The organism is Micromonospora sp. LOL_021 (genome assembly GCF_048060215.1).
Lineage (GTDB): Bacteria > Actinomycetota > Actinomycetes > Mycobacteriales > Micromonosporaceae > Micromonospora_E.
In genome coordinates, this window is the sequence record NZ_JBHMIN010000076.1 from 1 (window position 1) to 22,769 (window position 22,769).

A 22,769-nucleotide genomic window follows, 5' to 3' on the forward strand; every position below is an offset into this window, starting at 1 on the left:
TCATCGTCGACGGCCCCGAGTACCTCACGGTGTTCGACGGCGCCACCCGCTCGGCCGCCGCCTGCCGCAGCAGCGAGTCCGCCCGGCCGGCGATCGACGACACCCGCTCCTCGGCGGTACGGACCGCGAGTCGGACCTCCATCTCGTTCTGCCGGGCACCGGGCAGCATCGCGGCGAGGGAGTCCCGTTCGGCGGTCGACGGCTCCTCGTCGATCGGGGTCGCCTCGGCCAGCCGGAGCCGCTCCTCCAGCTCCTCCAACGCGGTCAGGTCGCGGTCCCGGGCCTCGGCTGCCTTGTCCCGGGAGGCCCCGAGCCGCTCCGCCTCGGCCCGTGCCGACCGGGCCGCGGCGCCGAGCTCGGCGAGCCGGCGGGCAGCGGCGTTGCGTTGCCCCTCCGCCTGTCGACGCTCGGCGGCGGCCTGCGCGACCTGCTCCTTGAGACCGGCCGCCGCCTCCCGCGCGGTGTCCAGCTGCCCGCGCAGCTCGGCGACGGTGGCTTCGGCGGTGAGCCGGTTGCTGCGCGCCTCCTCGACCGCCGCCTGCACCTCGATGAAGCTGGGGGCCTTGGCGGACCCGCCGGCGGCGGCGTAGGTGCCGACAACGTCGCCGTCCGGGGTGACCGCCCGCAGCTGCGGATGGTCGGCGACGGCCGCGGTGGCCGCCGCGAGGTCGCCGACCAGGATCACGTCCCGCAGGGCCCGGTGCAGCGCCGGGCGCAGCTCGTCGGGGCAGCTGACAGCGTCCGGTGCCCAGGTCGCCCCGGGCGGCATCGCCGGCCGCAGGGTGTCCGGCGAGCCGATCATCCCGGGTCCGGCGGGTCCGGCGACCAGCAGGCTGGCCCGGCCGGAGTCCTGGATCTTGAGCAGCCGCATCGCCTCGGCCGCCTCGTCGACGCCGGTGACCGCCACCGCGTCGGCGAGACCGCCCAGCGCGGCGGCCAGCGCCGCCTCGTTTCCGGGCGCGACGGTGAGCAGGCCGGCCAGGCTGCCCAGCAGCCCGGGAACCTGATCGGCCCGGGCCAGCAGCGCCCCGGCACCGTCGCCCCGGCGCAGCCCCATCGCCAGCGCGTCCTCCCGCGCCTGCCAGGTGGCGGCCTCCTTCTCGGCCCGGCGCTCGGCGTCGGACAGCTGCCGTACCTGGGCGGCGGCGGCGTCGTGCGCGGCGACCGCCTCGGCGTGCTGGGCGTCCAGGTCGGCGTTGTCCCGGTCCGCCTCGGTGGACAGTTCGGCGGCCGCGTCCAGCTCCTGCTGGGCCTGGTCGGCGCGGGCCTGCGCATCGGCGTGCGCGGCGGTGAGCCGGGAGATCTCGTCTGCGGCGCTGGAGGTGCGGGCCCGTGCCGAGTTGACCTGGCCGGTCAGCCGGGCCAGCCCTTCCCGCCGGTCGGCGATCGCCTTGGCGGCGGCGACCAGCGCCCGCTCGGCCTGGGCCAGCTGTGCCTCCAGCTGCTGGCGGCCCTCCACCGCTTCGGCGAGGCGGATCTGGTCCTCGGTCAACGCGGCCCGCAGCTCCTCCTCCTGCTCGCGGACCCGGTGCGCCTCGTCGGTGAGCTGGTCCGGGTCACGCCCGGGTCGTTCGTCGTCGGGCACGCCGGACAGGTGCCGCAGCCGTTCACCGGCCAGCTGCTCGGTCGACCGGAAGCGTTCCTGCAGGGCGGCGAGCTTGTACCAGGTGTCCTGGGCGGCGGCGAGCAGCGGCGCGTCCTCGGCCAGCGCCGACTCCAGCTCGGCCAGCCGGGACTGCACCTCGGCGTGTTCGGACTCCACCTCGGTACGGCGCTGCCGTAGCGCCGTCTCGTCGGCGATCTCCTTGTCGAGGGTGGTCCGCAGGGTGGTCAGGTCGTCGGCGAGCAGCCGCAGCCGGGCGTCGCGCAGATCCGCCTGGATGCCGGCGGCCCGGCGGGCCACCTCGGCCTGCCGGCCCAGCGGTTTGAGCTGGCGGCGCAGTTCGCCGGTCAGGTCGGTCAACCGGTCCAGGTTGGTCTGCATCGCGGTCAGCTTGCGCAGCGCCTTCTCCTTGCGCTTGCGGTGCTTGAGCACCCCGGCGGCCTCTTCGATGAAGGCCCGCCGGTCCTCCGGCTTGGCGTGCAGTACGGCGTCGAGCTGTCCCTGGCCGACGATGACGTGCATTTCCCGGCCGATGCCGGAGTCGGAGAGCAGTTCCTGGATGTCGAGCAGCCGGCAGTGGTTGCCGTTGATCTCGTACTCGCTCTCACCGGAGCGGAACATCCGGCGGGTGATCGACACCTCGGTGTATTCGATCGGCAACGCACCGTCGGTGTTGTCGATGGTCAACGTGACCTCGGCCCGGCCCAGCGGGGCCCGGCCGGCGGTGCCGGCGAAGATGACGTCCTCCATCTTGCCGCCCCGCAGCGCCTTCGCGCCCTGCTCGCCGAGGACCCAGGCGATGGCGTCGACGACGTTGGACTTGCCCGAGCCGTTCGGGCCGACCACGCAGGTGATCCCGGGCTCCAGCTTCAGGGTGGTGGCGGAGGCGAAGGACTTGAAGCCCTTCACCGTCAGACTCTTGAGATGCACGGTCCGATTCCTCGTCCGACGGGTCGCCGTGCGGCCGTCAGTGCTGGTCAGTACCGCACAGGCTAACCCGTAGGTCGGACGGTCACCGGATCCGACGCGGCCGGGGCACCGCGTGACCGGGGCCGCAGACGGACGGGACGTGAACGGGGCCACGGACGGGGCCGGACAAAAACCTGCGCGCCGGCACTTGAGTGTCGGCGCGCGATGGGTGCGTGCGATCAGCGGTACGTACGGTCACTGGCGGCGGGCGCCGGCCTGCACCGGCGCCCGTGGAGATCAGGTGAGCGCAGGCTCGGGGATCCGCAGCAGGTCGTCGCTCTCGGCGACCGCTGCGGCGAGCCGGTCGTTCTCCGCCCGCAGTCGGGTGATCTCAAACTCCAGTGCCTGTACTGTGGCACGCAATCGGGTGACCTCGTCGAGCAGGCGCCGGTCGGGTGCTGCACCAACGTGGCCGTAGAGGGCCTTCGCCATTTCGTCTCCTTGTAATGCGCTGCCGGAAAGGCCGGCCAACGCGCGCCCGTGAACCCTCGTGTCGGTCAACCCCCGGGCATGCGGGGGCGCGACTGGGCGCGACTGGCGACACCCCCATGGTCCGCCGAAGTCGCCGCTTCGTCAAGTTCCACCAGACGAGGATCCCCACCTCCTCCACCGAATCTATCGCCCAAAAGGTACGAAGATCGGCGGTTCAGCGGCACAGATCACAGTGTCAACGACAGAACCTCAACCGGACAGCCGTCCGCCTTATCTCTTCCTTAGCGGGATCGCCGGTTTGTCTTAGCGGCGTTGCCGGGTGCCGTCGGACGCCTTAGCGTCGCACCCGGCACAGCGCCCCCGGTCCCACCGGACGCGGCCCGCTGGGCCGACCACCCACCTGCGGAGGCAACGACCTTGTACCGGCGCAACGACCGGGTCGATGGATCCATCCCCGGCGATCCGACGCCGCCCGCTGACCACACCGCATTCGGTGACGCCGGCTGGGACACCGACCGGTTCGGGCAGAGTTACTGGCGTGACCACCTCGACGCCGGCTGGCGACCCGGCCCTTCCTCGGCCGACGGCTACTCCGGCCCGGCGACGGCCGACGACTACCCGACCGCCGGCCGGTTCCCCGGCGACGGCGGTTACGGCGGCGGCGGTCACCCGGCCTACGGAGCGGACCGCCACGGGCACTCGGCGTACGACGGCGTGGACCACGGCGACTACCCCGCCGACCCGACCGGGCAGCTCCCCATCGGGGACGGCTACCACCCGCAGCCGTACGGCCGCCCCGCCGACGAGGGGTACGACACCCACCTGATCGCCCGCCCGGACGGACCGGGGTACGCCGAGGGACCGGGGTACGCCGACGCTCCGCACGGGTACGACAGGACCGGCAGCGACGCCTGGCACGCCGAGACCGGGACGCACCGGTACAGCGTACTGCGGGACCTGGCCGACGGGCCCGGCGACGCCAACGGCTGGCCCGGTGGTGACGACGGCTGGGCCGGTGGCGACGATCGCTGGGCCGACGACGACCGGGGACCGGGACCGGGTGAGGACCCGACCGACGCCGGGCCGCTGGCCCGTGCCGCCCGCCGGCGGCGGTCCGACGCGCGCGGCGGCTCGGACCCGGAGGTTGCCGACGGCCGGCGGCGCCGGCTCGCCGTCGGGCCGGTCACCCTGGCCACGCTGGTCGTCGTGCTGCTGGTGGCGATCGGTGGCGGCGGCGCGATGCTGCGCGCCGGGTTCGGCGACGACTCAACCGAAGGCACCGACGACACCGTCGTGACAACGGATGTCGATCCGGTTCCCGACCCACTCACCGAACAGTCCGCTGGTACGGAGGACCCGCAGATCGGCGAGCCGGAGGTGCTCGACGCCGAACTCGGTGCCGCCCCGACCCCGGCTGCGAGCCCGGCACCGCCACCGCCGACCTCGGCTGCCCCGAGCCCACGCCGTAGCACCGCCGCCCCGGAAAGCTCCCGGCCGCAGCGCACCACTGCCGCGCCGGCGAAGACCAGTGCCGCGCCGCAGCAGACCGCCACCGGGGACACCAGCCGGCAGCAGCAGGTCCTGGCGCTGGTCAACGCGGCGCGCGACGACAACGGGTGCGGCGCGGTGACGATCAACGACCAGTTGGCCGAGGCGGCCCGGTTGCACAGCGAGGACCAGGCGACCAACAACGACATGTCGCACGAAGGCAGCGACGGCAGCGACCCGTGGGAACGTGCCAGGCGGGCCGGCTACGAGCAGGCGATCGGCGAGAACGTGGCGGCCGGTTACCCCACCGCCGAGGCGGTCATGGAGGGCTGGATGAACAGCCCTGGCCACCGGGCCAACATCCTCAACTGCGACGCGGTCGCCATGGGGGTCGGCACGGCCACCTCGTCGAACGGGACCCTCTACTGGACGCAGATGTTCGGGTCGGAGCGCTGAGCTGACGTCGGTCAGCGGCGGACGGCCCGCGGCCTAGGTTGGCAGCGCGGGCAACTGAACGACGACCGGTTCATGAACGACTCCCGGCGGATCAGCGCCCCGCACCGGGTGCAGGGCTGGTCCTCCCGCCCGTACACGTTGAGTGACCGGTCGAAGTAGCCGCTCTCGCCGTTGACGTTGACGTAGAGCGCGTCGAAACTGGTGCCACCCTCGGTGACCGCCGCCCGCAGCACGTCCCGTACGTGTGCCAGCAGCCTGGTGACCGTCGCGGCCGGCAGCCGGTCGGTCGGTCGGGTGCCGTGCAGGCCGGCCCGCCACAGCGCCTCGTCGGCGTAGATGTTGCCGATCCCGGAGATCAGCGACTGGTCAAGCAGGGCCCGCTTGATCTCGGTGCGACGTCGGCGTACCGCCGCGACGAACGCGGTGTCGGAGAAATCCGGGTCGAGCGGATCCCGCGCGATGTGCGCGATCTCGGCCGGCAACTCGGCGCCACCGGCCGAGACGGCGAGCCCGCCGAACGTCCGCTGATCGACGAAGCGCAGCTGCGGGTCACCGTCGACGAACCGGAAGCGGACCCGCAGGTGCGTCTCGTCCGGGGCGTGGGCCGGCTGCAGCAGCAGCTGTCCGGACATGCCGAGATGGCCGACCACCGCGTCGCCGCTGTCCAGCGGCAGCCACAGGTACTTGCCACGGCGACGTACGTCGATGATTTGGCGGCCGGCGAGTACGGCGGCGAAGTGCACCGGGCCGGGCAGGTGCCGGCGGATCGCCCGGGGATGGCGCACCTCCACGGTGTCCAGCCGCCGGCCGATCACCCAGCCGGCCAACCCTTGCCGGACCGTCTCGACCTCGGGCAGCTCTGGCATGACAGGCCTTTCTCCGACCGGTGCCGGTGGTGTTCTCGTGCTCAGACCTGGGCAGGCGGCCCGTCCTCGGGCTCCGCCGGACCGGCGTCGGCGTCGGAAGCCGGACCCGGCTGGTCAACGGCCGCTGCGGTGCCGGCGACCGCGGTGGAGTCCGCCAGCTGCGCGGAGAGGGTACGCCACGCGGCTTCGGCGGCCCGCTGCTCGGCCTCCTTCTTGCTGCGCCCCTCGGCCCCGCCGTAGCGCTGCCCGGCGACCACCACCCAGGCGGTGAAGGTCTTCGCGTGGTCCGGACCGGCGTCGTCGATGCGGTACTCGGGCACGCCCAGCCCGAGCGTCGCGGTCAGCTCCTGCAGGCTGGTCTTCCAGTCCAGCCCGGCGCCCCGGCTCGCGGAGTCCGCCATCAACGGGTCGAACAGCCGGCGGATCACGATCGACGCGGTGTCCAGCCCGTACTGCAGGTAGATCGCGCCGAGCAGCGCCTCCAGGGTGTCGGCCAGGATGCTCGCCTTGTCCCGCCCGCCGGTGCTCTCCTCCCCCTTGCCGAGCAGCAGGTACGGGCCGAGCCCGTGCGGGCCGAGGGATCGGGCCACCTCGGCGAGCGCCCGCATGTTGACCACGCTGGCCCGCAGCTTGGCCAGTTGCCCTTCCGGCAGGTCGGGGTGGCTGTGGAACAACGCCGAGGTGATCACCACACCGAGCACCGAGTCGCCGAGGAACTCCAACCGCTCGTTGGTGGGCAGACCGCCGTTCTCGTACGCGTACGACCGGTGGGTCAACGCCCGTTCCAGCAGGTCCGGTTCGAACGCCACACCGAACGCGGCCTCCAGGTGAGCCACCGGCGGACGACGGAACTGGTTGTTGCTCATGGCGATACCTCGTCCTGTTCTGCGATCAGCCGGGTGATGTCGTCGAGCATCCGGGCGACTGTCGCGGTCACCCGGCCACGATGCAGCCCGGCGGCGAGGGTGATGCCGGCGGCGATGTCGGCGCCGCTGGCGGCACCGTGGCAGACCACCACCGTCCCGGCGACGCCGAGCAGGGCCGCCGCCCGGGGCGCGATCCGGCCCGGCTCCGGGCCGCCGGCCATCGCGTACGCGCCTTCGATGCCCTTGAGCAGCACGTTGCCGGTGAAGCCGTCGGTGACGACCACGTCGATGCCGTCGCCAAGTGTGACGTCGTGCCCTTCGACCAGCCCGACGTACCGGCCGTCGGCGGGCAGGGTGAGGCTCCGCAGCAGAGTGTCGGCGGTACGCCGAACCCGGTCGCCCTTGCCCGGCTCGGCACCGATCGAGAGCAGTCCGACCCGGGGCCGGTCCAAACCGAGTCGCGCGGCACCGTACGCGGCCCCGAACAGGGCGTGCTGGGTCAGGGTCGCCGGGCGTGCCTCGACTGTGGCGCCGACGTCGAGCAGCACCACCGGGCCGGCAACCGCCGGGACGGTGGCGACCAGGGCGGGCCGGCGTACGGCCGGCCACCGGCCGAGCCCGAGCGCTGCGGCGGTGACGATCGCGCCGCTGGACCCGGCGGAGATGAACGCGTCGGCCGCGCCGTCGGCGGCGGCGGCCATGCCGGCCCGGATCGATTCGTCGGCCCGGCCGGTGCCGGGCTCTGCAGCGGCACCGGCCGCCATCCCGCCAGGCGCGCCTGTCGGGCGTACGGTGATCCGTCGGCGCTGGTCGTCGGGCAGCGCGGCGCGAACGTCGTCCGCCGCGTCCGGCGGGCCGACGAGCAGGAGCTGGAGATCGGGATCGGCGCGGCAGGCGCGCAGAGCGCCGTCAACCACGACGGCGGGTGCCCCATCCCCGCCGAGGAGGTCGACGGCGATCCGCGAGGTGCCAGTCCCGGAGTCAGCGCCGGCCGGTGCCGGCCGGCCGGCCCGCTCCCGAGACGAGGCACCCGGCGTTCGCCGGGAAGTCCGCGCCGCCCGGTCGGAGACCGGCGGCGTCACGACGACCGGATCAGACCTCGATGACCTGGCGGCCGTTGTAGGTGCCGCAGACGGTGCACGCGGTGTGCGGCAGCTTCGCGGACTTGCACTGCGGGCACTCGACGGTCACCACCGGCGTGGTCTTCCACTGGGACCGGCGGGAACGGGTGTTGCTGCGGGACATCCGGCGCTTGGGAACGGCCACGGCTCTTACTCCTCTTGGCGGGTCAGTTGCGACAGGCCGGCCCACCTCGGGTCGACCTGTTGGTGGTTGTGGTCGTCCGGCAGCTCGTCCCAGTGCACCCCGCAGTCGGGGCACAGCCCAGGGCAGTCGCTGCGGCACAGCGGGGTGGTCGGCAGTGCAAGCACCACCGCGTCCCGCAGTGCCGGCTCCAGGTCGATCAGATCGCCCTGCAACCGGCCCACCTCGTCGATGTCGGTCGTCTCGTCCGTGGTGCTGTTCTCGTACGCGTACAGCTCCTGGATCGGGACGGTCAGCGACTCGCTGATCGGGCGCAGGCACCGCCCGCACTCGCCAGAGACCGGCCCGGAGACCGTCCCGGAGACGAGCACCCCTTCGGAGACCGACTCGAGCCGCAGATCGAGGCTCAGGTCGGCGCCTTCCGGTACGCCGTTCAGCTCCAGCCCGAGGTCCGCCGGCGCGGGCACCACCCGGCTCACCGTACGCAACGCGCCAGGGCGACGCGGCAGTTCCCGGGTATCGAGAACCAGCGGCGACCTGGGGTTGAGTGTCTTCGACGAGTGATTGCGCATAGTTGGACTCCGGCCTGGTAGAGGCCGACAAAACAGGTTACCCGAGCAGCGGCGACGGCGTCGAACCGGGGCACCGGTCAGTCAGAAGGGCAGCGGGCGTTCGTTCTCTTCACCGGAGAAGGTACCGATCTCCCGCAGCGCGTGCATCTTGTCCCGGCCACGCTCTATCGAGGCCAGCGCCCGGGTGAGGAACTGCTCGAAGTTGGCCAGCGCGGTGTCGACGTAGTCGTCGACCTCGGCGCGCAGCCGCTGCGCCTCGGCGCGGGCCTCGGCGACGATCCGCGCGCCCTCATGCTCGGCGGAGACCGTGATCTCGTTCACCGACACCAGCCGGGCGTGCTCGGCCTCGCCCTCGCTGATGATCCGGTCCGCCTCGCGCTTGCCGGCGTCCATGATCTTGTCGCGTTCCTCCAGCAGCGCCGCCGCCCGGCGCAGGTCGGCGGGGAGCTCGGCCCGGAACTGGTCCAGGACACCGATCATCTCGGCCCGGTCGATCATGCAGTTGTTCCGGGACATCGGCACGGCCCGCGCAGTCTCCACCATCGCGATGATCTCGTCGATGCGGTCGAATGGATCCACCGGCATCTCACTCCCTGTTGTCGGAGGGTCGACCCACCATGATGGCAAGGCCGGGCCAGAACGTCATCATCCCAACTGCCGGACCGGTCGGCGCTCCATCATGATGCGACCCAGGACGACATGTGGTCCATCCCACCCCGAGTCCGGGCGCGTCGCGACGCGCCGGGCGGTTGATCGCGGCTCGGTCGGCCCGCCCGGAGCTGCCGGACCGGCCCGGTTCACACCTGCTGGGTGGGCGGCGCGGTGACCCGGGCGAGCAGCCGGTCGTGGACCGCCTCGGGCAGGTGCGCCGAGACGTCACCGCCCCACTTGGCGACCTCCTTGACCAGGCTGGAGGAGAGGAACGAGTAGAGCGGGTTGGTCGGCATGAACAGCGTCTCCACCCCGGCCAGGCCGATGTTCATCTGCGCCATCTGCAGTTCGTAGTCGAAGTCGCTGACCGCCCGCAGGCCCTTGACCACGACGGCCGCCTCCTGGGCACGGCAGAAGTCCACCAGCAGGCCACGGAACGACGCGACCCGAACGTTGCGGTACGACCCGGTCACTTCGCGGAGCATCGATATCCGCTCGTCGATGGTGAACAGGCCAGCCTTGGACTGGTTGATCAGGACACCCACGATGACCTCGTCGAACAGCCGGCTGGCCCGGCCGATGATGTCGAGATGTCCGTTGGTGACCGGGTCGAAAGAGCCGGGGCACACCGCTCGTCTCATGATCGCCGACCGTACCAAAGCATGGTCTCGCCGTAACGCCGCCCGCGCTCGGCAGTGACGCCTTCCACCCAGGTCAACGCCGGTCCCCGGGCGGACCGCTCGATCACCACGACGGCGTGCGGGGCGAGCCAGCCGCCGACGACGAGGCTGTCCAGGACGGTCCGGAGTTCGGCGTCGGTCACCGCGTACGGCGGGTCGGCGAAGACCACGTCGTAGCCGCCGCCGTCCGGCGGCGTGGCCAGCGCGGTCGCGACCTTGGCAGTGATCAGTCGGGCACCGGTGCTGGCTCCCAGCGCGGCGATGTTCGCCCGCAGGGTACGGGCGGCCCGCGCGTCGGACTCGACCAGCAGGACGTGTTCGGCGCCCCGGGACAGCGCCTCCAGACCCACCGCGCCGCTGCCCGCGTAGAGATCGGCGAACCGCGCCCCGACCAGGTCGGTCATCGTGCCGAGGGTGCTGAACAGTGCCTCACGGACCCGGTCGGAGGTGGGCCGGGTGTTCGCGCCGGGCGGCGTGGCGATCCGCCGGCCGCCAAGCCGGCCGGAGATGATCCGGGTCATCGGCGGCGGACCCCAACGGCGGCCGGTGCGCTCATCCCCGGCACGCTACGCGATCAGCCAAACCGGTCGAATGCCGACCCGGACGGCCGAATCCGCACTCGTGTGACCAGGTGGATCTCTCGTTGCCGCAGAAGCAGATGAGGCGGAGAAAGCCACTCGCGAGGTGGACGGCGAACACGTTGCGTCTATCAATTGTCTCGGATCGACAACATCATTCTTAGCCGGACCTGTGGGTCACCACGCCAGTTCAGGAACAGCTAAGGTCTGGCGCTGTGCCGGTGGGACACGCCGGACACCACGCACGACGCGGGACGTTGTCGCACCGGTCATCGACTGCACCTCACCAGTCAGGTGGCGCACGCCCGCGCCGGGCCCCTGAACCCCTCACTCGGGAGTACCTGTGAACCGTCTGAAGTCTCCGCTTCGGCGCGCCCTGGCCATCGCGGCCGGCGCGACGATCGGCCTGGCGAGCATCGCCGCCTTCGGCGCGCCTGCGGCCGCCACCGGCAACCACAAGGAAAATTTCAAGCTGTTCGTCGTGACCGTCACCGGCGAGGCGACCTGCGACGCGGAAACCGGCAACTGGCTGGTCGACTGGACCGTGAGCCAGAACAAGCTGGAGCGTGAGGAGCTCTCCAAGCACGACTTCCAGGTCAAGCGGGACGCGACCGTCAAGGAGATGAGCCTCTCTCCGGAGGGCACCACCCTGGACGGGTTCGGCAAGGGTGCGGTCATCCCGACGGCCGGCGAGGGCGAACTCACCGGCACCCAGGTCGTACCGGGCGACGCGACCGAGGCCACCCTGTCGGTCACCGCCAAGTGGAAGTTCCGGGTGCTGGGCGGGAAGAAGCAGGTCGAGCGGACCGGCGTCGGCTCGGTGACCTTCGACGGCGAGTGCATCAAGCCCACGCCCAACCCGTCCGTGACGTTCGCGTCGGCCTGTGACGGGTCGGTCGCCGTCACCCTGGTCAACGGCGAGGGCGGCACCGCGCCAGCCAAGTTCACCGTCACCGGTGCGGCCGACTTCACCGAATCCGTCACCGTGCAGCCCGCAGCGCACATCACCGTCACCGTTCCGGCGGAGAACGCCTCCTCGATCGTCGTGACCGAGGAAGGCTCCGAGGAGCCGCTCGCCGAGAGCGCCTGGACCGAGCCGGAAGACTGCGTCGAGCCCGCCGATCCAGAGGGCACCGTCGAGTACACCTGCGACCAGATGATCTTCACCCTCACGAACCCGGAGGACGGCGAGAGCATCACCGTCACCTTCACCCCGAACGAGGGCGAGGCGCAGGAGCTGACCGTCGAGCCGGGCGAGACCGGCAGCGTCGCCTTCGAGGCGTTCGACGGGCTCGAGGTCACCCCGAGCGGTGACGGCCTCGAAACCGTGGAGCCGTTCCTCTGGGAGCAGCCCGAGGACTGCGACGAGGACGGCGGAAGCGGCGCGGGCGACGGTGACGAAGGCTCCCTGCCGGTCACCGGTGCCGCCGCTGGCGGTCTCGCCGCTGGCGCCATCGCGCTGCTGGCCATCGGTGGCGTGCTGTTCTACCTGGCGCGTCGTCGGCGGGTCACCTTCACCGCCTGAGTCAGCCACACCTGGTCGTGACTGACTGACCAGTCATCCCCCCGCACCACCCCGAGGAAGGGCGTCGACCATCCCCCCGGTCGGCGCCCTTCCGCCTGCCTGCCCACAGACCGTCTCCCCCGGCCGCGGTTCAGCCCTTCTCCAGGTACTCGGCGCGTTCGGCGTCGACCAGAGTGCCGACGGATGCCGCCAGCGCCGGATGCCGGGTCAGCTCCGGATCGTCGCCGAGCAGGTCGATTGCCTCGGCCCGGGCCTGCCCGATCAGGTCGGCGTCGCGCAGCAGCGACAACAGCCGCAGATGGGACCGGCGACCCGACTGAGTCGCGCCCAGCACGTCACCTTCGCGGCGCTGCTCCAGATCCAGCTCGGCCAGCCGGAACCCGTCGGTGGTCGACGCCACCGCGTCAAGCCGTTCGCGGGCCGGCGTACCGTCGGCGGCGTCGGTGACCAGCAGGCACAGCCCGGCCGCCGAGCCCCGACCGACCCGGCCGCGCAGCTGGTGCAGCTGCGACACCCCGAACCGGTCGGCGTCCAGCACGATCATCACGGTGGCATTCGGCACGTTCACCCCGACCTCGACCACCGTCGTGGCGACCAGCACGTCGACGTCACCGGCGGCGAAGGAGCGCATCACCGCGTCCTTGGCGTCGGCCGGCAGCCGCCCGTGCAGCACCTCGATCCGCAGCCCGTGCAGCGGCCCGTCGGCGAGCAGCGGCGCCACCTCGGTCACCGCCAGCGGCGGCCGGCGCGCCCCGGGATCGTCGCCGGCGCCGGAGGGCTCCTCGTCGGCGCCGGTTCCGGTCGCGTCACCGATGCGCGGGCAGACCACGTACGCCTGATGGCCGGCGGACACCTCCTCGCGTACCCGCCGCCAGGCCCGCTCCAGGAAGGCCGGCTTCTCCGCCGCCGGCACCACGTGCGAGACGATCGGCGACCGGCCGCCGGGCAGCTGGGTGAGCGCGGAGACCTCCAGGTCGCCGTACACGGTCATGGCGACCGTCCGCGGGATCGGGGTGGCCGTCATCACCAGCACGTGCGGCGGCTGCTCGGCCTTGGCCCGCAACGCGTCGCGCTGCTCCACCCCGAACCGGTGCTGCTCGTCGACGACGACCAGGCCCAGGTCGGCGAAATCGACGCCCTCGTACAGCAGGGCGTGGGTGCCGATCACGATGCCGGCCCGGCCGTCGCGGACCTCGTCCAGGGCGGCCCGCCGAGCCGCCGCACCCAGCGACCCGGTGACCAGCGTCACCCGGGTGCCGGCCGGGTCGCCGTCCAGCTCACCGGCCCGCCCCAGCGGGCCCAGCAGCTCCTGGATGCCCCGGTGGTGCTGGGCGGCCAGCACCTCGGTCGGGGCGAGCAGCGCCGCCTGCCCGCCAGCGTCGACGACCTGCAGCATCGCCCGCAGCGCGCACACCGTCTTGCCGGAGCCGACCTCGCCCTGCAGCAGCCGGTGCATCGGATGCGCGGTGGCCAGGTCGGCGGCGATCTCCTCGCCGATGCGCCGCTGACCGTCGGTCAACTCGTACGGCAGGCGGGCGTCGAACGCGGCCAGCAGGCCGGCGTCCGCGCGGGGCCGGGGCCGCGCCGGCCAGTCGGCGGCGCGCAGCTTGCGCTGCACCAACGTCAGCTGTACGGCGAACGCCTCGTCCCACTTGAGCCGCCGCCGGGCCTGGAACAGCTCCGGTTCGTCGGCCGGGCGGTGGATCTGCCGCAGCGCCGGGTGCATACCGAGCAGGTTGCGGCTGGCCCGTACCGCCGCCGGCATCGGATCCTCGGGCGGGGTGAGCACGTCCAGCACGGTCCGTACACAGCGGGCGATCACCCAGGTCGGCACGGCGGCGGCGGCCGGGTAGACCGGGATCAGCGCACCGGCGAACTCCTCCACCGGGTCCTCGGCGGCCACCTCGCCATCGGCGGCGCCGTCACCGAGCAGCACGTACTCGGGGCCGTTGAGCTGGCGTACGCCCCGGAACTCGGTCACCTTGCCGGCGAACAGCCCCCAGCGGCCCGGTTTCAGGTCCCGTTCCCGCCACGCCTGGTTGCCGAAGAAGGTCAACGTCAGGGTGCCGCCGGTGCCGTCCTCGACGACCACTTCGAGCAGCTTGCCGCGCCGTTGGCGCATCGGCCGTACGGAGGTCCGCCGCACCTGGCCCAGGACAGTGACCTGCTCCCCCACCTCCAGCGAACGGATGTCGGTGTGTTCGCCGCGCTGGTCGTAGCGGCGCGGGAAGTGGTAGAGCAGGTCCCCTACGGTGTGCAGGTCGAGGTGGTCGGCCATCGCCTTGGCGGTCTTCGCGCCCAGGTTGACCTTCAACGGACTGTCCATCGTGCACGGCTGCGTCATCCGGCCCCCAACAACGGCTGCGTCATTCGATCCCTACCAGCAGCGGGTAGTGCGGCTGCCCGCCGACGAAGGTGTGCACCTCGGCGAACGGCCAGCAGCGGGCGACGTGCGCCGCAACCGCCTCGCCCAGGCCGTCCGGTGCCTGCTCGCCGATGATCAGGGTGACCAGTTCACCGCCGCCGCCGAGCAGCTGGTCCAGCAGGTTGCGGCAGGTGCCGGCCAGGTCGGTGCCGATCAGCAGCACCTCCCCCTCGACCAGGGCGAGCACGTCGCCGGGGCGGCAGCGGCCGGCGACGGTGAGCGCTTCCCGGGCGGCGTGGCAGACCTCGGCGTACCGGCAGGCGCCGGCGGCCTCGGCCATCGCGATGACGTCGTCGGCGAAGCGGCGTCGCGGGTCGCGGACGGCGAGCGCGGCGAGGGCCTGCACCGGTGACCGGGTCGGCACGACGGCGACGGTGACGCCGCCGGCCTCGGCCTCCCGGGCGGCGAGACCGGCGACGGCCTGGGTGTCAGGGTCGTTGGGCAGCACCACCACTTCGGCGGCGCCGGTGCGGCGGATGGCGTCGAGCAGCTCGGCGGTGGACGGCGAACCGCCGACCACGCCGGCGCCCTCACCGGTGAACAGGGCTGCGAGGCCGGTGCCGGCGGCGACCACCACGGCGGCCCGGCCGGCGACCGGCGGCGCCGGCTGGTCGGCGAACCGGGTGACCGAGATCTGGTACGGGCGACCGGCGGCGATGCCGGCCTCGATGGCGGCGCCGATGTCGTCGACGTGCACGTGCACGTTCCACACCGGATCGTGCCCGTCGGCATCGTCCCTGTCGCCGTCCCCTGCGTCGTAGCCCCCGTCGTCATCGTCCCCTGCGTCGGAGCCGACGACGACCAGCGAGTCGCCGATCTCGGCAAGTGCGGCCCGCATCCGGTCGACCGCCCCGGCCGGCGCTTCGAGCAGGAACTGCACCTCGTAGCCGTACCACTCGGAGCCGGCCCCACTGTGCGAGTCGACGGCGGAACCGACGCCGCCGGGGTTACCGGGTACCCGGTAGGCGGAATCGCCGGGGTCGGCCGCGTGATCGCCGGTGCTGTCGGGGACCAGGGTGCCGACCACGGCGGCCAACGCGTCGAGCAGCAGGCACAGGCCGCGACCCCCGGCGTCGACCACCCCGGCGCGGGCCAGCACCGGCAGCTGACCGGGGGTCGCGGCGAGGGCGTCGCGAGCGGCCGAGGCGGCGGCCCGTACCACGGTGGCGAGGTCGTCGGAGCCGGTCCGGTCGGCGGCCCGCGCGGCGGCGGCGACCACGGTCAGCACCGTCCCCTCGACCGGGCGGGCGACCGCCGCGTACGCCGCGTCGGTGGCGGCGGTCAGCGCCGACGCGAGGGCCCGGCCGCGCACCACGGCGGTGTCGGTGAGCGCGTCGGCCAGCGCGCGCAGGATCTGCGAGACGATCACCCCGGAGTTGCCCCGGGCACCGAGCAGCGCGCCCCGGGCCATCAGCCGCAGCACCCGCCCGTGCGAGGTCTGCTCCCCCTCGGAGGAGTTGTCCAGGTCGAGGGCCAGGGCATGCTGGGCCGAGGTGAGGGTGAGGACCAGGTTGGTGCCGGTGTCACCGTCCGGCACCGGGTAGACGTTGAGCGCGTCGATCTCGCCCTGGTGGCGACGCAGCGCGGCCAGCGCACCCGAACACCACCGGCGCACGGCGGCGGCGTCAAGGGTGTCCAGCACGGCGATGAGCCTACTGGCGCACGCCAACAGCCGCCGTGAAGACGACCCGGGTGCGGCCGGGCGGGCGGCACGCGGAGACGACCCGGTGCGGCCGGGCGGCGGCAACGGGCCGGCCGGGGCAGGGCGATTGGCCGCCCGGGTGGTCGATCGGGTAGCCTGGCCAGGTTGTCTGGGCGTGGTGTGTCCCGGCGACCGGCGACCTGATGAACGACAAATCCCCAGGAGTATCCCGTGGCTAGCGTGTGCGACGTCTGTGGCAAAGGGCCGGGCTTCGGTCACAACGTGCCGTGGTCGAAGAAGAAGACCAACCGCCGTTGGAACCCGAACATCCAGACCGTTCGCACCCCGGCCGGTGGCGGCAACACCCGCAAGGTGAATGCCTGCACCTCCTGCCTCAAGGCCGGCAAGGTGGTCCGGGGCGCCTGACCGCGCCGCCCACGACCTCGACGTTTCAGCAGCCGCCGGACCCGATCGGGTCCGGCGGCTGACTGTGTACGGTCACCAGTCGGCGCTGAGCACCCGTCACCACTCGGCGGTGAGCACCCGGCCGAAGGACAGGCAGCCCGGCGAGTCCCGGTAGTAGCCGAAGTTCGGGATCCGGGCGTACCCGCTGCTGCTGTAGAGCGCGATCGCCTCGGGCTGCTTGTCGCCGCACTCCAGGATGACCCGGCGGCGGCCCTGGCCGGCGGCGGAGCGTTCGACGGCGGCGAGCAGCGCGCGGGCCACCCCGCGACCGCGGGCGGCGTCGGCGACGTACATCCGCTTCAGCTCGGCGTCCTCGCCGGAGCTGCCGTGGCTGCGCCAGCCGGCGCAGCCGGCCGGCGCCCCGTCCAGGTGGGCGATCAGGAAGGCACCGCCGGGCGGGTCGAAGTGGGCCGGGTCGACCGGGGTGTCGTCGCCGGTGCCGCCGTAGCGGGCACCCAGATCGGCCATGGCGGCGGCCACCAGGCGTTGCGCCACCGCGTCGGTGTAGCGGACCCGGCGGATCTCGACGCCGGCCTGAAGCAGATCAGTCACGCGGTAAAGCGTAGTGCGGTCACCGGCGGTGGCTCAGCGGTGACCGGCGCGGCCTCACTGGAAGTGTTCCCAGCCGGCGACGCCCTGGTAGGGCTGGCCGTCGACGGTGACCCCGGCGCCCTTGACCACGTGGCCGACCCGCCGCCAGCCCTTCGGCAGCGGCAAATCCTCGGGGAACGTCGCGGCCAGGGCGTGGTCGTCACCACCGCCGAAGATCCACTGGTACGGGTCGACGCCGAGCGCGTTGGCGGTGTCGCGCATCTGCGGCGGCACCTCGAAGGCGGCCCGGCGCAGGTCGATACCGACCCGGCTGGCGGTGGCGACATGGCCCAGGTCGGCGATCAGCCCGTCCGAGATGTCGATCATGGCGCTGGCGCCGACGTTCGCGGCGGCCGGGCCGGCGGCGTACGGCACCTCGGGGCGTCGGTACGCCTCCACGAGCAGCTTCGGTGACCGGAAGCCGCGGGACAGCACCGTGTAGCCGGCGGCGGCGTAGCCGAGCCGGCCCGCGATGGCCAGCACGTCACCGGCGTGCGCGCCGCCGCGCAGCACCGGGGTGGCGCCGTGCAGGTCGCCGAGGGCGGTCACCGCGATGGTCAGGGTCGGGCTGGCCGACATGTCGCCGCCGACCACGCTCGCGCCGACCTTGGCCGCCTCGTCGGACAGGCCGACCGCCAGGTCCTCGGCCCAGCCGGCGTCGGTCTCCGGCGGGGCGCAGAGCGCCACCAGCAACGCGGTCGGCACCGCCCCCATCGCCACGATGTCGGCGAGGTTCGCGGCGGCCGCGCGGTGCCCGACGTCGACGGCGCTGGACCAGTCCCGCCGGAAGTGCCGGCCCTCGACGAGCACGTCGGTGGAGGCGACCACCCGGCCGTCCGAGGCGGCCACCACGGCCGCGTCGTCGCCGGGGCCGAGCAGGGTGGCGGCCCCCGGGTGCAGCCGCGCGGTGACCCGGGAGATGAGCCCGAATTCACCGGCCTGTGCCACATTCACCGGTCCACCTCGATCATTGTCGTCTCCACTCGGGCACCGTCATGAATCCGGCCTGCTCCGTACGGTAGTTTCACGTTCGAGCCGCTCCCGGGCGGCGGATAGGAGTCGGGTCGTGGTCCAGGCATACATCCTCATCCAGACCGAAGTCGGAAAGGCACGCGACGTCGCCGACGCGATCGCGGACATCTCCGGCGTGGTCCGGGTGGACGCGGTGACCGGGCCGTACGACGTGGTCGTGCTCACCGAGGCGCACACCGTGGACGAACTCGGGACGATGATAGTCAGCCGGGTCCAGATGGTGCCGGGCATCACCCGGACCCTGACGTGTTCGGTGGTACGACTGTGACGACTGAGCAGGTGGACGTCTCTGCCGCCGGCTCGCCGGCCGGCGATCCGGCTCCGGACGGACGGTCTCCGGACAGGCCGGCGGCTCCGGATGGGCCGGACCGGACGACCCGGCAGGCGGCCATCTGGGCGACCGTGGTGGCGTTGCCGTTGACCGTGATCGTGGCGCTCGCCGCGTTCAGCCGGCTCGCCCCGGCCGGGTCCGACGACGACCCGGGGGCCGCCGCGGACCCGTCGGCGGCGGCGTCGGCCGGTGTCGCGCCGGTGCCGACCACGCCGGTGCAGATCGCCGCCCCGACGTTGGACGAACGCGCCGAGATCGTCTGCCGGGCGCTGGTCTCCCAACTGCCGGGTGCGCTGCGCGACCTGCCGCAGCGTCGGGTCACCGACGGCGCCGAGCAGAACGCGGCGTACGGCGAACCGCCGATCACCGTCGCCTGCGGGGTGCCGGCGGCGGAGTTCCCGCCGACCGACCTGGTGTACGCGCTGGACGGGGTCTGCTGGCACGCCGCCGAGCAGGCCGACGCCACCGTCTGGACCACCGTCGACCGGGAGATCCCGGTGCGGGTGAGCGTGCCCGGCTCGTACGACGAACCGGGCCAGTGGGTGACCGCGTTCGCCGACCCGCTGATCGAGACGGTGCCCAGCGACGCGGACGCCGCCCCGCGCGGCTGCCGCGCCTGACTCTGGGTCCGGTCCGCTCTGGTCCCGCTCTGCTCGGGGCCGGTCTGGGGTCCTGGCGGCCGGTCAGCGCAGCCCGGTGCCCCGGCTCAGCGCGGTACGGATCAGCCGGTCCACCAGCTTCGGGTACTCCAGGCCAGCGGCCGCCCACATCCGCGGGAACATCGAAGTCGGGGTGAACCCCGGCATGGTGTTGATCTCGTTGAGGTAGATCTGGTTGTCGTCGGTGACGAAGAAGTCGACCCGGGCCAGACCGGCGCAGTCCAGCGCGGTGAAGGTGCGGCAGGCGTAGTCCTGCACCTGCCGGGTGACCTGCTCCGACAACCCGGCCGGGATGTCGTACTCGCAGGAGTTGTCCAGATACTTGGCCTCGAAGTCGTAGAACTCGTGGTCGGTGACCACCCGTACCTCGGCCAGCAGGGACGCCTCGGGGCCGCCGCCGGCCTCGCCCTCGATCACCCCGCACTCGACCTCACGGCCGACGATCGCCGCCTCGATCAGCACCTTCGGGTCGATCTCCCGGGCGGTGGCGACGGCGGCGTCCAGGTCGGCCCAGTCGGAGACCTTGGTGATGCCGTACGACGAACCGGCCCGCGACGGCTTGACGAACACCGGCAGGCCGAGGCGCTCCTTGTCGGCGTCGCTGAGGCTCACCCCGGGGCGCAGCACCGCGTACGGGCCGGTCGGGATGCCCTCGACGGTGGCCAGCTTCTTGGTGAACTCCTTGTCCATCGCGGCGGCCGAGGCGAACACCCCGGCCCCGACGTACGGGATGCCGGCCATCTCCAGCAGCCCCTGGATGGTGCCGTCCTCGCCGTACGCGCCGTGCAGCGCCGGGAAGACGACGTCGACGCCGGCCAGGGCAGCGGCCGGACCGTCGGCCGGGTCCAGCACCATGATCCCGTTGCCGGTCGGGTCGGCGGGCAGCACCACGGCCGAGCCGGACCGGTCGGTGATCTCCGGCAGTTGCCGGTCGGTGATGGCCAGCTGGCTGCCGTCGCCGGTGGTGAGCACCCACCGCCCGGCGCGGGTGATGCCGACCGGGACGATCTCGTACTCGTCGGTGTCCAGGGCGGCCAGGATGCTGCCGGCGCTGACGCAGGAGATCGCGTGCTCGGTGCTGCGGCCGCCGAAGACGATGGCGACGCGGGTCTTGGCTGGGCTGGTCACAGGGGTGCCTTTCGTTCGCGGCCTGCACGCGCCCGCCGGGCATGGTCGGGGGAGCCCGGCGGTACGCGGTTCACGTCTTCGCGCTCACGCGGCTGACCCTACTCTGCGTACCCGCCCACCGTGCCCTGACCGGCCCGGGATCCTCCTGATGATGCAAGGAGTAACCGCCGAGTAGCTGAGGACCCGGGACCCGCGTTCGTCGGGCGGCGGGCTACCGGCGCCATGCGCAGGCGAGCCCGCCCGCCTTCACACCGTCGACGAAGGTCGACCACGTGCCCGGGTCGAACCGCAGCACCGGACCGGACATGTCCTTGCTGTCCCGTAGCGCCACACTGCCGTCCCTCAGTAACGCGGCCTCCACACAGTTGTTCTGCCCGTTGCTCCGGCTCGACCTGAACTACCGAGCGGCGGGAATCACGCCAGCGTTCACTTGTCGATCTCCTTCACCGCGTCCCTGATTGCCTGCGCCGCCCACACATTGACCGACACCGCTTCTGGGATCGCCCACCTCAACAACATCATCCTGGCGGGATGATGCCGACACCGTTGACCGGCAACGTATCACCGAGTTACTAGACAACCTCTAGCCCGGGTCACCGGCCGGTCCTGGACTCCGAACGACCTCCACTGTGGGACGTGGGTCGGGGACCGCAGCCAGGACTTGGAGCACCAGCCATGACGACCACTACACACTCGGCAATCTAGACCACAAGGCTGGCTGCCTCCGCATTAGCCATTCCGGACTTCCCTCTGCCCACGGAAACACCCCATCACGATCAGGCCAAGCAACCATCAGGACCGGAAAGTTGTCCGTCAGATAAAAGTTCTCAGCCTGCCCCAAGTAATCCCCATAATGAGATCTTGAAAATTCCACAAACTTGACTGCCATATTACTCAATATATCAGACGATTCAGATCCATGCCGAAACTCGCCACCCTCTTTGATGAGTCCTGCGATTGTATCCAGAATCGCAAATTCCGTATCAATATCTAAGCCCAAGATAATGATCTCGGGATGGCCGCGAGTGTGGTATAATCCGATCGAATATGAGAAGCTTGGCTCTTCCGGAATCTCAGAAAACACACCCACTTTATGAAACCCGTAATTGCGTATGTTTGCGAGCAGGCCAGCACGCCGACCAGCGGCCTTTATTTTTGACTCACGCTCAACACCACAAAGCTCACAGGATTCGTCATGCGGCCACTTTGTCTGCATCTAGTTATCCCACTTCTCCCGGTTGCATAAACGACATAGCAACTGTCCGTTCGACCTGTCGCCCGACCCGCCACGGGACTTGGGTACGATATGATCAACCTGCCCTTCGTTGGTGGGTGGAGTGACACCGCGCTCCGATTTTCTCGGCTTCGAAACCTCTACGCCACAACGCTCACAAACATTCACACCATAACTATTTCCATTCTCGTCCCACACTGCCCTTTTCTCGGCAGGAGTGAAATCCTTGCCGGGGCGCCCCCCTGGAGCGACCGGGCAGTTGTGCACAAGTACCGGCGTGTTGTCGGCGAGCACATAGTATGTATGGATGTCGGCGACGGTTAGATTGTAGACGGTGCGACGCTCGACCCACCGGCTGATCGCCGAAATCTGCACGTAGGTGCCAGTGGAGGTGCGAAGCCATTGTCCGATTTCGAGATCATCAGCATCCACCCACTTATCAAGTTTTGGAAGCCAGAATGGGTGCCGGTCGGTAGCAATCAGGGTTTTACCTTCGGCTCCCGGATTGCCCTTATCTGACTCGATTGTTACAGCAACGAGGCTTTTGTCGCCAGCTCCCGTGATCGTGTCGGTGACACTTTTTTGCGCAGTCCGGCCGGTTTCAGGGTCGGTCGCCAGCACCATGTCGCCGACCTCCACCTGCTCGATCTTCTTGGTGCTTCCGTCTGCCATGAGGACCAATGTCGCCGAAGCGAAACTATTCTTGCAGGCACTCAAATAGTATCGGAAGTCACTGTGAAGCGGCAAGCCAGTCTTTATCCTACGACCACCGCCACCGACGGCCCCCAACCCTTCGAACATTCCATGCACGAGTCCGACCAAAATAATGTTGTCGTCGGCCACCTTTTCCCAAAAGTCATTGCTACAGTAGCCTTTCGTACAAATCTGATACAAAACGGCATTTGCGTCCAGGTATGTGTTCATCTGGTCGCAACTCAAGTAATTCCCACAATGGAACTCACCGTGACACCACCGGTCACCTTGGCAGTGCTCTGCCAGGTATCCCACTAGCTCAGCGGCGTCGGGTCCGCCCGAGGGGATGGGGTAGTCGTTCAGGAAAACCTGACCGAACCCGTTGGTCTCGACACGATAATTCTGGTTCGCAACAACCGTTACTTTTTCGTAGGACTCCGGCGACGCACTTTTCGGCGTGTAGTTTTTGGTGACGTGTTTGCCGTTCTTTTTCCCATAGGACCATACGTGACCGTCGTTGTCTCCAGTGATGTACAGACCGGTGGGGTCCGAGTAGGTAGTGGGGTTGTTGTTGGCGTAGGCGTAGCCGTGCATCTGCTGGGGGTCGGCCGGGTCCATGA

22 protein-coding genes and 1 pseudogene are annotated in these 22,769 nt (G+C 71.1%); 5 read left to right on the forward strand and 18 right to left on the reverse strand.

The window, feature by feature from the left end; translation table 11 throughout:
* Both smc and ACFHWT_RS29270 read right to left on the reverse strand, forming a co-directional pair.
* Nucleotides 1-2,533: chromosome segregation protein SMC (smc, locus tag ACFHWT_RS29265; protein ID WP_416597892.1), on the reverse strand; the 2,533-nt coding region annotated here is incomplete at its 3' end.
* Nucleotides 2,534-2,809: 276 nt separating this feature from the next.
* On the reverse strand, nt 2,810-3,004 hold the full coding sequence (locus ACFHWT_RS29270) for a hypothetical protein (protein ID WP_123600485.1): 195 nt from the start codon (nt 3,002-3,004) through the stop codon (nt 2,810-2,812).
* 417 nt (nt 3,005-3,421) lie between these two features.
* Between ACFHWT_RS29270 and ACFHWT_RS29275 the strand changes: the two genes are divergently transcribed.
* Nucleotides 3,422-4,948 (forward strand): CAP domain-containing protein, encoded by a 1,527-nt coding sequence (locus ACFHWT_RS29275; RefSeq protein WP_416597893.1) that lies wholly within the window; start codon nt 3,422-3,424, stop codon nt 4,946-4,948.
* Nucleotides 4,949-4,959: 11 nt separating this feature from the next.
* On the opposite strand, the gene mutM is transcribed toward ACFHWT_RS29275, so the two are convergent.
* From mutM to rsmD, 8 genes are all read right to left on the reverse strand, one after another.
* Nucleotides 4,960-5,814 (reverse strand): bifunctional DNA-formamidopyrimidine glycosylase/DNA-(apurinic or apyrimidinic site) lyase, encoded by an 855-nt coding sequence (gene mutM, locus ACFHWT_RS29280; RefSeq protein ID WP_416597894.1) that lies wholly within the window; start codon nt 5,812-5,814, stop codon nt 4,960-4,962.
* Between the two features lie 41 nt (nt 5,815-5,855).
* Nucleotides 5,856-6,680, reverse strand: coding sequence for a ribonuclease III (gene rnc, locus ACFHWT_RS29285; RefSeq protein ID WP_416597895.1), 825 nt, complete (start codon nt 6,678-6,680; stop codon nt 5,856-5,858).
* Nucleotides 6,677-7,639 (reverse strand): phosphate acyltransferase PlsX, encoded by a 963-nt coding sequence (locus ACFHWT_RS29290; RefSeq protein ID WP_416597903.1) that lies wholly within the window; start codon nt 7,637-7,639, stop codon nt 6,677-6,679. The genes rnc and ACFHWT_RS29290 overlap by 4 nt, the downstream gene beginning before the upstream one ends.
* 133 nt (nt 7,640-7,772) lie before the next feature.
* Entirely contained in the window at nt 7,773-7,946 is a 174-nt protein-coding gene (gene rpmF, locus ACFHWT_RS29295; protein WP_123600480.1) for a 50S ribosomal protein L32, read from the reverse strand.
* A gap of 5 nt (nt 7,947-7,951) precedes the next feature.
* Nucleotides 7,952-8,515: a YceD family protein gene (locus ACFHWT_RS29300; protein WP_123600479.1), complete on the reverse strand. Its 564-nt coding sequence runs from the start codon at nt 8,513-8,515 to the stop codon at nt 7,952-7,954.
* A gap of 81 nt (nt 8,516-8,596) precedes the next feature.
* Nucleotides 8,597-9,094, reverse strand: a complete 498-nt coding sequence (locus ACFHWT_RS29305) for a hypothetical protein (protein ID WP_123604406.1) — start codon at nt 9,092-9,094, stop codon at nt 8,597-8,599.
* Between the two features lie 218 nt (nt 9,095-9,312).
* On the reverse strand, nt 9,313-9,807 hold the full coding sequence (gene coaD / locus ACFHWT_RS29310) for a pantetheine-phosphate adenylyltransferase (RefSeq protein WP_278167761.1): 495 nt from the start codon (nt 9,805-9,807) through the stop codon (nt 9,313-9,315).
* Complete coding sequence (gene rsmD / locus ACFHWT_RS29315) at nt 9,804-10,367, reverse strand: 16S rRNA (guanine(966)-N(2))-methyltransferase RsmD (RefSeq protein WP_416597896.1); 564 nt, start codon at nt 10,365-10,367, stop codon at nt 9,804-9,806. The genes coaD and rsmD overlap by 4 nt, the downstream gene beginning before the upstream one ends.
* Nucleotides 10,368-10,767: 400 nt before the next feature.
* On the opposite strand from rsmD, the gene ACFHWT_RS29320 reads away from it, so the two are divergent.
* A complete protein-coding gene (locus ACFHWT_RS29320) occupies nt 10,768-11,949 on the forward strand; it encodes a cell wall anchor protein (protein WP_416597897.1) in 1,182 nt (393 codons plus the stop codon).
* 130 nt (nt 11,950-12,079) lie between these two features.
* Here the strand turns inward: ACFHWT_RS29320 and recG are convergent, their stop codons facing one another.
* Both recG and ACFHWT_RS29330 read right to left on the reverse strand, forming a co-directional pair.
* Entirely contained in the window at nt 12,080-14,293 is a 2,214-nt protein-coding gene (gene recG / locus ACFHWT_RS29325) for an ATP-dependent DNA helicase RecG (protein ID WP_416597898.1), read from the reverse strand.
* 22 nt (nt 14,294-14,315) lie between these two features.
* Nucleotides 14,316-16,016, reverse strand: a complete 1,701-nt coding sequence (locus ACFHWT_RS29330) for a DAK2 domain-containing protein (RefSeq protein WP_416597899.1) — start codon at nt 16,014-16,016, stop codon at nt 14,316-14,318.
* Between the two features lie 231 nt (nt 16,017-16,247).
* On the opposite strand from ACFHWT_RS29330, the gene rpmB reads away from it, so the two are divergent.
* Nucleotides 16,248-16,442: a 50S ribosomal protein L28 gene (gene rpmB, locus ACFHWT_RS29335; RefSeq protein ID WP_123600473.1), complete on the forward strand. Its 195-nt coding sequence runs from the start codon at nt 16,248-16,250 to the stop codon at nt 16,440-16,442.
* A gap of 96 nt (nt 16,443-16,538) precedes the next feature.
* Here the strand turns inward: rpmB and ACFHWT_RS29340 are convergent, their stop codons facing one another.
* A complete protein-coding gene (locus ACFHWT_RS29340; protein WP_416597904.1) occupies nt 16,539-17,024 on the reverse strand; it encodes a GNAT family N-acetyltransferase in 486 nt (161 codons plus the stop codon).
* Between the two features lie 63 nt (nt 17,025-17,087).
* The gene (locus tag ACFHWT_RS29345; protein WP_282229799.1) at nt 17,088-18,026 is read right to left on the reverse strand and encodes a thiamine-phosphate kinase; all 939 of its coding nucleotides are present in this window, start codon (nt 18,024-18,026) and stop codon (nt 17,088-17,090) included.
* 112 nt (nt 18,027-18,138) lie between these two features.
* On the opposite strand from ACFHWT_RS29345, the gene ACFHWT_RS29350 reads away from it, so the two are divergent.
* The gene (locus ACFHWT_RS29350; protein WP_123600471.1) at nt 18,139-18,372 is read left to right on the forward strand and encodes an Lrp/AsnC ligand binding domain-containing protein; all 234 of its coding nucleotides are present in this window, start codon (nt 18,139-18,141) and stop codon (nt 18,370-18,372) included.
* The gene (locus ACFHWT_RS29355) at nt 18,369-19,055 is read left to right on the forward strand and encodes a DUF3515 family protein (protein ID WP_416597900.1); all 687 of its coding nucleotides are present in this window, start codon (nt 18,369-18,371) and stop codon (nt 19,053-19,055) included. Before ACFHWT_RS29350 ends, ACFHWT_RS29355 begins: the two co-directional genes overlap by 4 nt.
* A 63-nt stretch (nt 19,056-19,118) precedes the next feature.
* Here the strand turns inward: ACFHWT_RS29355 and ACFHWT_RS29360 are convergent, their stop codons facing one another.
* From ACFHWT_RS29360 to ACFHWT_RS29375, 4 genes and pseudogenes are all read right to left on the reverse strand, one after another.
* Nucleotides 19,119-20,222, reverse strand: a complete 1,104-nt coding sequence (locus ACFHWT_RS29360; RefSeq protein ID WP_416568493.1) for a D-alanine--D-alanine ligase family protein — start codon at nt 20,220-20,222, stop codon at nt 19,119-19,121.
* A 211-nt stretch (nt 20,223-20,433) separates the two neighbouring features.
* A pseudogene (locus ACFHWT_RS29365) lies at nt 20,434-20,616 on the reverse strand (DUF397 domain-containing protein); the annotation flags it as partial.
* Nucleotides 20,617-20,907: 291 nt separating this feature from the next.
* Complete coding sequence (locus ACFHWT_RS29370) at nt 20,908-21,438, reverse strand: DUF4262 domain-containing protein (RefSeq protein ID WP_416597901.1); 531 nt, start codon at nt 21,436-21,438, stop codon at nt 20,908-20,910.
* A partial coding sequence (locus ACFHWT_RS29375) for a polymorphic toxin-type HINT domain-containing protein (protein ID WP_416597902.1) occupies nt 21,439-22,769 on the reverse strand: 1,331 nt, incomplete at its 5' end. It abuts the gene before it with no gap.